Source organism: Nonomuraea sp. CX421, from assembly GCF_059358955.1.
Genome location: NZ_JCADBK010000027.1, coordinates 35,003 through 46,811 on the forward strand (window position 1 = coordinate 35,003; position 11,809 = coordinate 46,811).

Genomic DNA, 11,809 nt, shown 5'->3' on the forward strand with positions numbered 1-11,809 from the left:
GTGCTCGTAAAATCGGCGGCATGCTTGACGACATCTGGGTGGACGAGGCCGTCTTCGCGCTGCGTCCCGACTTCGCGGCGCTCCTCGTCACGGCCCACGGCCTGCGCAACGGGCCCAGCGACGACCGATCCCGCGCCTGGCTGGCCGACGCCTCGACGCGTCCCGCCCAGCCGGACAAGATCGAGGCGTGGCGCGATGCCTACCGCGCGTTCGGCGCCAAGCCCTCCCGCACCCGCCCGTCGGTCGACGCGCTCACCCGCCGCCTGCCGCTGCCGGAGATCAACCAGGTCGTCGACGCCTACAACTCGATCAGCGTGAAGCACGCCCTGCCGATCGGCGGCGAGGACCTCGACCACTACTCCGGTCCGGCGCGGCTGGTCAGGGCGGCGGGCGACGAGGAGTCCGAGGAGGCGCTCGGACGGCCCGAGCCCGGCGAGGTGATCTGGCGCGACGACACCGGCGTCACCTGCCGCAGGTGGAACTGGCGTCAGGTGGCGCGCACCCGGCTCACCGAGGAGACGGTCAACGCGCTGTTCATCCTGGAGCGGCTGGAGCCCATGACGATGGAGGAGTTGAAGACGGCCGGCGAGGAACTGGGCGACCTACTGTCCGAACTATCCCCCGAAGTGCGGGTCCATACCAGATTGCTGTCCGGAGGAAGATAAACCCCCCGTCGAGTTGTTGATACCAAAAGGTAATAATGACGACACCGCCTGGACTGACTAGGGAGACGTGACCTCTCGTGAACCTCCTGAGAGGATCAGTCGTGGCGGCGCGGCCTCTGCTGCGCGCGCCGGCTGCCAGGACGAGTAACCTTGGACAAGTTCTCTATCATCAACGCCGATCTGCGGAAGAGGGCGATTTCCGCCGTGTCGTCTGAGTCGTCGCGGACAAACCCGCTGGCAAGCTTTGGTCAGAACGAATGGCTTGTCGACGAGCTGTACCAGAAGTACCTCCAGGACCCCGAGTCTGTTGACAAGGCCTGGTGGAATTTCTTCGCTGACTACAACCCTGACTATGGACCGGGCCGGGCCCCGGCCAGGGAGGCGGCAAACGGCACCACGACCGCGCCTCCTCCCCCGGCGCCACCGAAGGCGGCTCCCCCGCCCAAGGCGGCGGCCGCCCCGGCCCCCGTTGTGAAGCCGAAGCAGCCGGCCACGCCGGTGCCCAAGGGCGCCGAAGAGGTCAAGCTGCGCGGTGCCGCGGCCCGCACAGCCGCCAACATGGACGCCTCACTTGTCATCCCCAGCGCGACCAGCGTCCGCGCCATCCCCGCCAAGCTGCTCGTCGACAACCGCATCGTGATCAACAATCACCTCAAGCGGGGTCGCGGCGGCAAGGTCTCCTTCACGCACCTGATCGGCTACGCCGTGGTCAAGGCGTTGAGGTCGATGCCGGAGATGAACTACTCCTACGCCGAGGTCGACGGCAAGCCGACCCTGGTCAAGCCCGAGCACGTCGCTCTGGGCCTGGCCATCGACGTACAGAAGAGCAACGGTGACCGCCAGCTCCTCGTGCCGTCCATCAAGGCCGCCGAGGAGATGGACTTCCGGCAGTTCTGGATGGCGTACGAAGAGGTGGTCCGCAAGGCGCGCGCGGGCAAGCTCGGGGTCGACGACTTCACCGGCACCACGATCTCCCTCACCAACCCCGGCACGATCGGCACCGTCCACTCCGTGCCCCGCCTGATGCCCGGCCAGGGCACGATCATCGGCGTCGGCGCGATGGAATACCCGGCCGAATACCAGGGCGCGTCCCCCGACACGCTCTCCCGGCTGGCCGTTTCCAAGGTCATCACGCTGACCAGCACCTACGACCACCGGATCATCCAGGGCGCGCAGTCGGGCGACTTCCTGCGCACGGTCCACCGGTTGCTGCTCGGCGAGGACGGCTTCTACGACGAGATCTTCGAAGCCCTGCGGATCCCCTACGAGCCGGTCCGCTGGGTCCAGGACATCTCCGCCTCGCACGACGACGACGTGGCCAAGTCGGCCCGGGTCATCGAGCTGATCCACGCCTACCGGGTGCGTGGCCACCTCATGGCCGAGACCGACCCGCTCGAGTACAAGCAGCGCAAGCACCCCGACCTCGACATCCAGTCGCACGGGCTGACGCTGTGGGACCTCGAGCGCGAGTTCGCCACCGGCGGCTTCGGCGGGCGTCCGCTGATGAAGCTCCGCGAGATCCTGGGCGTGCTGCGCGACTCCTACTGCCGCACGGTCGGCATCGAGTACATGCACATCCAGAACCCCGAGGAGCGGGCCTGGATCCAGGCCCGAGTGGAGAAGCCGCACACCTCTCCGGCCCGCGACGAGCAGCTCAACATCCTCAGCCGGCTCAACACCGCCGAGGCGTTCGAGACGTTCCTGCAGACCAAGTTCGTCGGCCAGAAGCGCTTCTCGCTGGAGGGCGGCGAGTCCCTGATCCCGCTGCTCGACTCGGTGATCAGCGACGCCGCCGACGAGGACCTCGATGAGGTCGTCATCGGCATGGCCCACCGCGGCCGGCTCAACGTGCTGGCCAACATCGTGGGCAAGTCCTACGGGCAGATCTTCGGCGAGTTCGAGGGCAACATCGACCCGCGCACCGCGCACGGCTCCGGTGACGTGAAATACCACCTCGGCGCGTCGGGCACGTTCACCGCCCCCAGCGGCAAGACGATCACCGCCTCGGTGGTCGCCAACCCGTCCCATCTGGAGGCGGTCGACCCGGTGCTCGAAGGCGTCGTCCGGGCCAAGCAGGACCTTTTGGAGCGCGGCGAGGAGGGCTTCACGGTCCTGCCGGTCCTCGTCCACGGCGACGCGGCCTTCGCCGGCCAGGGCGTCGTGGCCGAGACGCTCAACCTGTCGCAGCTGCGCGGCTACCGCACCGGCGGCACCGTGCACGTGGTGGTCAACAACCAGGTCGGGTTCACGACGTCGCCGGCGTCGTCCCGCTCCTCGGTCTACGCCACCGACGTCGCGCGGATGATCCAGGCGCCGATCTTCCACGTCAACGGCGACGACCCGGAGGCCGTGGTCCGCGTGGGCGAGCTGGCCTACGAATACCGCCAGGCGTTCCGCAAGGACGTGGTGATCGACCTCATCTGCTACCGCCGCCGCGGTCACAACGAGGGCGACAACCCGGCCTTCACCCAGCCGCTGATGTACGACCTGATCGACGCCAAGCGCTCGACCCGCAAGCTCTACACCGAGGCGCTGATCGGCCGGGGCGACATCACGGTCGAGGAGGCCGAGCAGGCGCTGCGCGACTACCAGGCCAAGCTGGAGCAGGCGTTCACCGAGACCCGCGAGGCGACCAGGAAGCCGCTGGAGGCGGGCGCGATGCGCGTGCCGCCGGCCGAGGTCGTCAAGTGGTCGCACGCCGACACACCCACCGCGATCAGCGACGAGACGCTCAAGCGCATCGTCGACACCCAGCTCAACCTGCCCGAGGGCTTCACCCCGCATCCGCGCCTCGCGCCGGTGCTCCAGCGGCGTGGCCAGATGGTGGAGCATGGCACGATCGACTGGGCCATGGGTGAGACGCTGGCGTTCGGCTCGCTGCTCATCGACGGCCACCCGGTCCGCCTGGTCGGGCAGGACTCCCGGCGGGGCACGTTCACCCAGCGCCACGCGGTGCTGGTCGACCGGATGACCGGCGCGGAGCACACCCCGCTCAAGACCTTCAACCAGGGCACCACGAAGTTCTACGTCTACGACTCGCTGCTCAGCGAGTTCGCGGCGCTCGGCTTCGAGTACGGCTACAGCGTCGTACGTCCCGATGCCCTGGTGGCCTGGGAGGCGCAGTTCGGCGACTTCGTCAACGGCGCCCAGACGATCATCGACGAGTTCATCTCGTCCGGTGAGCAGAAGTGGGGCCAGAAGTCCGGCGTCGTGATGCTGCTGCCGCACGGCTACGAGGGTCAGGGTCCCGACCACTCCTCGGCCCGCATCGAGCGGTTCCTGCAGGTCTGCGCGCTCGACAACATGACGGTCGCGCAGCCCACCACCCCGGCCAACTACTTCCACCTGCTGCGCTGGCAGGTCGAGTCGGGCCGGCACAAGCCGTTGGTGATCTTCACGCCCAAGTCGCTGCTCCGCCACAAGCGGGCGACGTCCGACGCGGCCGACTTCACCACCGGCACCTTCCAGCCGGTGCTGAGCGACACCACGATCGACCCGGCCAAGGTCACCAAGGTGGTGCTCTGCTCCGGCAAGATCTACTACGACCTGCTGGCCGGGCGCGAGCAGGCGGAGCGCGACGACGTCGCGATCGTCCGGCTGGAGCGGCTCTACCCGTTCCCGGCCGACGAGCTCACGGCCGAGCTGGGTCGCTACGATTCGCAGGCCAAGTTGGTCTGGGCGCAGGACGAGCCGATCAACATGGGCCCGTGGCCCTACCTCACGCTCAAGCTGGCGGAGGACCCGCAGCTGCTCGGCGGTCGCCCGCTGAGCCGTGTCTCCCGGGCGGCCAACAGCTCGCCCGCGACGGGTTCGCACTCCACTCATGACAACGAGCTCCAGGAGATCACCCACCAGCTGTTCGGCTGATCCCACCTGGTGAGCCCCCGCCCCTTCGGCGGGGGCTCACTGCTCACCACGCCACGTGCCGTGCGCAGGGGCCCCCGCGCGCGACCGGGGAACGAGGCAGGAGAAACACCATGTACTTCACCGATCGGGGGATCGAGGAGCTCGCCACGCGGCGCGGCGAGGAGGAGGTCAGCCTGCTCTGGCTGAGCGAGCGGCTGCGCGAGTTCGTCGACCTCAATCCCGAGTTCGAGACGCCGGTCGAGCGGCTGGCCACCTGGCTGGCCCGGCTCGACGACGAGGACGAGTAGCACGACCGGCACGGACAGCCGCCCTGCCGTACGCAATGGGCTCTCCCCGCAGGAAACGGTGCAGAAAGTTCTCGAGGCGAACGCGATACATCTTGAGTTCTCGCCAAACGCGACATATCGTGTTGTTGTACGCGAGAAGTCGCCAGGAGGACAGGAATCATGCAGTTGTGGACGCTCGAGGGGCCGGAGCGGCTGACGTTCGGCCCGGTCACCTCGCTGGACGTGCGGATCGTCGCCGGCAGGGTGGCCGTGCTCGCCAGTGAGGGCCCGCCGACCCTGGAGGTGACCGAGCTGGACTCCGCCTCTCCCCTGATGGTCACCTACGATCCGGACACCGGCGAGCTGAGCGTCGCCTTCAAGGACCTCACCTGGGACGGCCTGCTCGGCTGGCTGCGCCCTGACCGCCGCCGCACCGTCGCGACGCTCACCATGCCCAGGCAGTGCGCCGTCAATGCCGGAGTGGTCTCCGCCTCCGCCGTGGTCGCCGGGTTCGAGAACACCACGCAGGTCAAGGGCGTCTCCGGGGGCATCGTCCTCGACGGGGTGAGCGGCGCGGTGCATGCCAACACCGTCTCCGGCGACGTCGAGAGCCGCTCGATGGAGGGCGACCTGGCGTTCAACAGCGTCTCGGGCGACCTCACCGTGGCCGACGGCACGCCGCGCCGCCTGCGGGCCAACAGCGTGTCCGGACGGATCACCGCCGATCTCCTGCTCCGGCCGACCGGCCGGGTGAGCCTGACCACCGTCTCGGGTGACATCCTGGTCAGGCTGCCGGAGGACGTGGAGGCGGACGTGACCATCAGGTCCACCTCCGGGCGGCTGGTCAGCACCTTCGACAAACTGTCCGACGAGAGCGGTCCCGGCGCGAAGTCGCTGTCGGGCCGGCTGGGTGGCGGCATGGCGTCGCTGTCGGCGACCACGGTCTCCGGCAAGGTCGCGCTGCTCAAGGGGGAGAACGCATGAGCCCGGTGTTCGGTCACGGCCGCCTCAGGCTGTACCTGCTGAAGCTGCTGGAGGAGAGCCCGCGCCACGGATACGAGGTCATCCGGCTGCTGCAGGACCGTTTCCTCGGCGTCTACTCGCCCTCCCCCGGCACCATCTATCCCCGTCTGGCCCGCCTGGAGGAGGAGGGGCTGGTCACCCACGAGGTGATCGACGGCAAGAAGGTGTTCTCGATCACCGACAGGGGCCGCGACGAGCTCAACGCGCGCCTTGACGAGCTCGATGACCTGGAGCAGGAGATCTCCGCCTCGGTACGCGACATCGCCCGCGAGGTGAAGGAGGACGTGCGCGACACGGTCAAGTCGCTCCGCGAGGAGCTGACCAAGATGGCCAAGGACGTCCGCGTCGGCCCCAGGGACGACGGCACGCGGCTGGGCGACGAGCAGAAGGCGCACTTCAGGCGGCTCAAGGAGGAGCAGAAGCGGCAGTGGACCGAGCACGCGGCTCAGTGGCAGAACGAGGGCGAGCGGCTCACCGGCGAATGGCGCCGGATCTGGGCCGAGGTCTGGGCCACGGTCGGCGGCGCGCCCGCCAACCGGGCCGCGCTCGACGCCGAGCTGGGCGGCCTGCTGGCCGACTTCGTGGCCAGGGTCCGCGAGGAGGCGTCGGACACACGGCTCACCCGGGAGACCGTCGACGAGATCCGCACGGTGCTCGACGAGGCCTCGGCCCGCATCCGCGACATTCTCCGCTGACCGGTCACGCCCGGCGGGTCAGGCGGAGCCTTCGGGCGCGCCGCACCGCCCGGCGAGACAGCCCGAGCGATCGGCGGGTCAGGCCGAGCGGAGCGCCCGCTCCAGCCCCTGACGGCTGCGGGCGGTCCGGCGGGCGTGATAGGCGATCGGCATGTACCTGAGACGCTCCGGCAGCCGCGGCGTGAGCGCCGCCACCGCCCGCCCGATCTGCCTCAGCCGCCGTTCGTCCCGCGCCGTCCAGTCCAGCCCCAGCTTCTTGCGCACGGCCGGCGGCAGCGTGCCGACGGTCACGAAGTAGTTGAACCCGCCCGAGCCGACGCCCACCGGGGTCCAGACCCGGCGCAGCGGCTTCGGCAGTCCCGGCGGCGCGGGGGTCCCCCGCATGACGGCGAGCACCTCCAGCGCGGTCGGATGGGGTTCCAGCCGGTCGGCCACCATCGCCTCGAAGTACGCCCAGTACGCCGCCAGGTCCTCGGGCATCTCCCGCTCCGGCACCCGCAGGATCGCGCCGAGCCGCCGCGCCTCTTCGTACAGCGTGCGTTCCTGCTCCCGCGTGTACGGCGTGCCGAAGTAGCGGTTGAGCGTGATGAAACGCTCGAACAGCGACAGGTGCACCCAGGCCCACGCCTCGCCGTTGAGCGCGTGATAGGCCCTGCCCTGCTCGTCCACGCCGCTGATCGGCCTGTGCAGTTCGCGTAGCCGCGCTCCCTCGGCATCCCCGGCCGCTCCGCCGTACACCCATTTCTGGATCGAGGAGAGCGTGCGGTTGAGCCGCCCCCACGGATCCTGCTGGTAGGTGGAGTGCTCGGCGACGGCCGCGCCGACGGCGGGGTGCATGGTCTGGATGACCAGCGCGCTCCCTGCCACCAGCAGGTTGCGGTATTCGCCGGCCGACTCCCAGTGCATCGAGCCTGGGCCGAACGGTTCAACGTCCATGACGACGCCTCCCGGGTGATACAACTTCGTCTCTTTTGTATCACCCGGGAGGCGCGTAAGTAACCCTTCACTTATCCGGCAGTAAAAACGATCTTGCCGAACAGCTCGCCCTCGTGCATGGCGGCGAACCCGTCGCGCGCCTCGGTCAGCGGCATCGTCCGGTCGATGGCCGGCCGCACCCCCGTCTGCTCCAGGAAGACGGCCAGGCGCTGCAGCTGGTCACGGGTGCCCATCGTGGAGCCGACGACCGAGAGCTGGAGGAAGAAGACCCGGGTGAGGTCGGCCGGCGGCACCGCGCCGCTGGTGGCACCGGACACCACGACGCGCCCGCCGGGCTTGAGCGACTTGAGCGAGTGGTCCCAGGTGGCCTGGCCGACCGTCTCCATGACCGCGTCGACCCGCTCGGGCAGCCGCGCGCCCGTCTCGAAGACCTGGTCGGCGCCGAGCTTGAGCGCCCGTTCGCGCTTGCCCGCCGACCGGCTGGTCGCCCAGACCCGGTAGCCGCCCGCCCGGCCGAGCGCGATCAACGCGGTCGCGACCCCGCCACCGGCGCCCTGGACGAGCACGGTCGCGCCAGGCTGCAGACCGGCCTTGTCGAACAGCATCCGGTAGGCGGTCAGCCAGGCCGTGGGCAGGCAGGCGGCCTGCTCGAAGGTCAGCGCGGCCGGCTTGGGCACCAGGTTGCGGCGCGGCACGGCGACCCGCTCGGCGAACGTGCCGTCATGCGTCTCGGACAGCAGCGTGCGCTTGGGATCGAGCGTCTCGTCGGCGCCGCTGCCGATCACCGAGTGCACGATGACCTCGTTGCCGTCCTCGTCGACGCCCGCGGCGTCGCAGCCGAGCACGATGGGCAGCCGGTCCTGCCTGATGCCGACACCCTTGAGGGTCCAGAGGTCGTGGTGATTGAGTGCGGCCGCCCGCACCGAGACGGTCGTCCAGCCGTCAGGGACCTGCGGCTCCGGGTGCTCGCCGAGCGTCAGCCCGGCGAGAGGGTTGTCGGGATCGGTCTGTGTGGCGGTTACGGCGAACATGGCCGCACCTTACTTCAGCGTGATCCGGATGCCCTTGACGGCCTGCTGCACGAACGACGGCGAGCCCGCGGCGGTGATCCGCACGTCGCCCCGGCACACGCTCTGGGACGGCCGGCCGCGCCACTCCATCAGGGTCGGCGCCTTCGCCGCCTTGGCGCAGCCGGGCGTCGGGGTGAACAGCACCGTGTCGCCGATGACACCGCCGAACCAGAGCTGCGGCCCGACCGGATCGCCCCGCACGGTCTCGCCGGGCTTGGCCAGCCGGACCGACCCGTCGCCTGTCAGCACGAGGTAGCCGTCCTTGGTGAGCCTGCCGCGCAACCCCTCGGCCGTGGCCATCCGCTGCTCGAAGGTCAGCCCGTCCGGCTGGTCGTAGAGCGCCAGCCGCCATTTTCCGAAGGAGAACAGCAACACCTGCCCGTACGAACCGCTGCCCGGCTGGCGCGGCCACAACCAGACGTTGGAGGTGAGCTCCCTGATCGGCTCGCCCCCCTTGGACACCTCGACCTCGCCGCCGTAGGGCGCCAGAAGCCGGCGGTACTGTCCGTCGATCCAGGCTCCCTGGAACGGGCGGGCCCCCAACTCGTCGAGCGCGAGCCGGGCGGGGTAACGGATCTCGGCCCGGACACCATGCGGGAAGACCACCTGGATGATCTCGTCATGGCCCCTGGGCTGGGACTTCGCGTGGAGAACGTTGGGGGTGCTGTTGCGCACCGTACGCAGCGACTGGATGGGGTCGGGCACGGCCTCCAGCCCCGGGTGCGGCCGAGGGGCGGGATCGCGGCTGGCGAGCAGGCCGGCGACCGGGATCGCCAGGAGCGCCAGCAGAACCACGAACCCGAGCCACCTGCGGCGGCCACGCTCGCCCACCTCGATGACATCGAACTGATCGGCCACGACGATCCTTGCCGAGTGTGCCTGGCGCTTGCGCCCTGGCCTTCAGTTCAGTTGAGCGGCGACCGGCAGCGCAACCCCTCGAACCGGGTGAAGTCCTTGTCACAGGTCACGAATTCACAACCGTGCTCGATGGCCAGCGCGGCCAGATAGGCATCGGGCACCAGGTTGCCCGTGGCCCCGATCTGACGGCAGAGACGCGTGAAGATCTCCCAGTGCCGGTCTTCGCCGGCGATCACCACGGCATGCGGCTGATTGCGGTAGGAATCGGCGAACGCGACGGCCCGTTGGAGCAGATCGGGATGGAGATAGATCCGACGGTTGGTCACGATCCGAATGAAGCCGTTGACCACGAAGTCACTCACGGCATAACTCGAATCTCCATTGATCATGCCGTCCACGAAGGCCAGGTGGCGATCGTGGTCAGCGGCCTCCCGCCGGAAGGCGTTGACGAGGACGTTGACGTCAGCGAGCAACATCACCCATCGCCCTCTCCGCGTCGTCGAGGTCCCAGGCGATGTGCTCCAGTTTTTCGCCCGCGTCGAGCCTGGCCTGAACATCGGGCTGGAAGCCGGGCGGCTGGTCGGAGACGATCATCTGCACGCGGGGCCGTCGGGCCGCCTCCGTGGAGCGGTTGAGTAGTTGCCGCAAGGCATCCTCCATTACTGAGGTGAGACTGCGTCCATTGCGCGCCGCGTACGCCTTCGCCTCGTTGAGGAGTGCTTCGTCGATCCGCACCGTGGTCCTCCGCATGGCACCAGCATCCGCGCGTGACATAAAAATGTCAACACGGATGGTAGTCATGCGCTCACAATCTTTGCACAACTTTTCGACTCACCAGTGCGCCACATTGGCCTTACCGTCGGAGGTCAGCGTCACCGCCTGCCCGACCAGCTCGCGGGACTCGGCGTCGGCCAGCAGATTGGGATCCAGCACGAGGGCATGGGCCCGTCCACCTCCCGGCAGGTCCACGATGACGATCCCCTTCTCGGCCGCGCCGTCGCGCCCGTGCGCCACCGTGTATCCGGCGACGACGGCCGGACCGTCGTACAAGGAGACGATCTCCACCGGCTCGGCCGTGTGGACGGGCGCCGGGTCGCCCAGAGCCCCGCCGGGCTCGCTCGACCAGACGGCGTAGGTGTGCTTGGTCAGGTGCATGCCGACGCCGGTGACCAGGCCGTGGCCCGACTGGGCGCGCAGCAGCCCGGCCATCGTCGCGGTCGAGTGCAGGACGTAGCCGCTGGCCGGCCCGCCCGCGTACGGCAGGCCACCGGTGACGGTGAGCCCGCGCGAGTCCATCGGGTCGAGCTTGATCGCGTCGCAGGCCTGGCGGAGCGCGATCGCGAAGCAGCTGTAGACGTCGAGCGCGTTCAGGTCGTCGAGCCCGAGCCCGGCCCGCTCGAAGGCGGCCTCGGCGGCCCGCGCGATGGCCCGCGACGAGCCGAGGGCGGGCCGCGCCGCCACCTCCCAGGTGTCCTCCGCGTACGCCCAGCCGCGCAGGTAGACCCGCTGGTCGGCCGGGACGCCGAGCCGGTCGGCCAACTCGGCGCTGACCAGGACGACGGCCGCCGCCTGGTCGACCTCCAGGACCGCCACGGTGTCACGGGTGTACGGCCAGCCGACGAACCGGCTGCCGGTCACCAGCTCCTCCGGGGTGCGCACGGTCCGCCGCCACGCGTAGGGGTTGGCGGCGGCCACCTCCGTCATGGGCGCCATCATCCGCCCCCGGTCGGCCATCTCCTCGGCCACCGTCAAGCCCAGCGCGGCCCGCCGGGCAGTCTCCATGATCGCGTAGGTGTGGACCGGGAGGAACAGCTCGTGGGACAGCTCGGCCGGGTGCGGAGGGCGTTCCCAGCCGTAGGGGGGCTTGGGGTCGGCCGGATGGCTCCACGGCACGCGCTCGCCGGCCTTCCGGTAGAAGCGGCGGGTGGCCAGCGCCTCGGCCCCGGCGACCAGGGCCGAGTCGAGCTCGCCGGCCGCGATCCTGGCCGCGGCCTCGCCGATGAGCAGCTGCGGCGCCGTGCCGCTGACGCGGGAGTAGGCCCGGTGGCGCGGGGCGGCGCCGAGGCGCTGGGCGAGCCGGTCGACCGGGGAGTCGTACTGCCAGGAGTCGGTGTAGACGAGCTGGATCGAGTCGAGGCGCTCGGCGGGCAGCCGCGCGTCGCGGGCCGCCTGGCGGGCGACGTCCTCCCACAGGTCGAGTGGCTCGGGACCGGGCTGGTCGCGGACGGTGCGCTGGGCCGCGCCGACGAGGCAGGGGGTGCGTGGGTCCATGCCGCCATCTAACCAGAACAAGATTCGGTTGATAAGTAGTGGCGACTGATAATCAGTGTTACCCATGGTGCCCGATGCACCTGGATCCACAGAGTTGCCATTGGTGCGAGATGACATTCAAGGACACTCTGACCTGCGGAAATGCCTTTCATGAATAC

The 11,809-nt window shown here is 69.5% G+C and carries 11 protein-coding genes; 5 read left to right on the top strand and 6 right to left on the bottom strand.

Features of this window, described 5'->3' with window-relative positions; translation table 11 throughout:
* Positions 1-20 precede the first annotated feature (20 nt).
* The 5 genes from AC5L3X_RS33110 to AC5L3X_RS33130 all read left to right on the top strand — a co-directional run bounded on the left by AC5L3X_RS33110 (position 21) and on the right by AC5L3X_RS33130 (position 6,516).
* Positions 21-665 (top strand): B3/B4 domain-containing protein, encoded by a 645-nt coding sequence (locus tag AC5L3X_RS33110; RefSeq protein ID WP_494862282.1) that lies wholly within the window; start codon positions 21-23, stop codon positions 663-665.
* A gap of 204 nt (positions 666-869) precedes the next feature.
* Entirely contained in the window at positions 870-4,532 is a 3,663-nt protein-coding gene (locus AC5L3X_RS33115) for a multifunctional oxoglutarate decarboxylase/oxoglutarate dehydrogenase thiamine pyrophosphate-binding subunit/dihydrolipoyllysine-residue succinyltransferase subunit (protein WP_494862349.1), read from the top strand.
* A 110-nt stretch (positions 4,533-4,642) separates the two neighbouring features.
* A complete protein-coding gene (locus AC5L3X_RS33120; protein WP_358490661.1) occupies positions 4,643-4,819 on the top strand; it encodes a DUF6104 family protein in 177 nt (58 codons plus the stop codon).
* 159 nt (positions 4,820-4,978) lie between these two features.
* Positions 4,979-5,782: a DUF4097 family beta strand repeat-containing protein gene (locus AC5L3X_RS33125; RefSeq protein ID WP_494862284.1), complete on the top strand. Its 804-nt coding sequence runs from the start codon at positions 4,979-4,981 to the stop codon at positions 5,780-5,782.
* Positions 5,779-6,516, top strand: a complete 738-nt coding sequence (locus tag AC5L3X_RS33130; RefSeq protein ID WP_494862286.1) for a PadR family transcriptional regulator — start codon at positions 5,779-5,781, stop codon at positions 6,514-6,516. The genes AC5L3X_RS33125 and AC5L3X_RS33130 overlap by 4 nt, the downstream gene beginning before the upstream one ends.
* A 78-nt stretch (positions 6,517-6,594) precedes the next feature.
* Here AC5L3X_RS33130 and AC5L3X_RS33135 read toward each other — a convergent pair whose 3' ends face one another.
* From AC5L3X_RS33135 to AC5L3X_RS33160, 6 genes are all read right to left on the bottom strand, one after another.
* Positions 6,595-7,452, bottom strand: coding sequence for an oxygenase MpaB family protein (locus AC5L3X_RS33135; RefSeq protein WP_494862288.1), 858 nt, complete (start codon positions 7,450-7,452; stop codon positions 6,595-6,597).
* A 71-nt stretch (positions 7,453-7,523) separates the two neighbouring features.
* On the bottom strand, positions 7,524-8,483 hold the full coding sequence (locus AC5L3X_RS33140) for a zinc-binding dehydrogenase (RefSeq protein WP_189123202.1): 960 nt from the start codon (positions 8,481-8,483) through the stop codon (positions 7,524-7,526).
* Between the two features lie 9 nt (positions 8,484-8,492).
* On the bottom strand, positions 8,493-9,380 hold the full coding sequence (locus AC5L3X_RS33145; protein ID WP_494862290.1) for a hypothetical protein: 888 nt from the start codon (positions 9,378-9,380) through the stop codon (positions 8,493-8,495).
* Between the two features lie 47 nt (positions 9,381-9,427).
* Positions 9,428-9,853: a type II toxin-antitoxin system VapC family toxin gene (locus tag AC5L3X_RS33150; RefSeq protein ID WP_494862292.1), complete on the bottom strand. Its 426-nt coding sequence runs from the start codon at positions 9,851-9,853 to the stop codon at positions 9,428-9,430.
* Complete coding sequence (locus tag AC5L3X_RS33155; protein WP_494862293.1) at positions 9,843-10,181, bottom strand: DUF6364 family protein; 339 nt, start codon at positions 10,179-10,181, stop codon at positions 9,843-9,845. The genes AC5L3X_RS33150 and AC5L3X_RS33155 overlap by 11 nt, the downstream gene beginning before the upstream one ends.
* A 30-nt stretch (positions 10,182-10,211) precedes the next feature.
* A complete protein-coding gene (locus AC5L3X_RS33160) occupies positions 10,212-11,651 on the bottom strand; it encodes an acetyl-CoA synthetase (RefSeq protein WP_494862294.1) in 1,440 nt (479 codons plus the stop codon).
* Between the last annotated feature and the right edge of the window lie 158 nt (positions 11,652-11,809).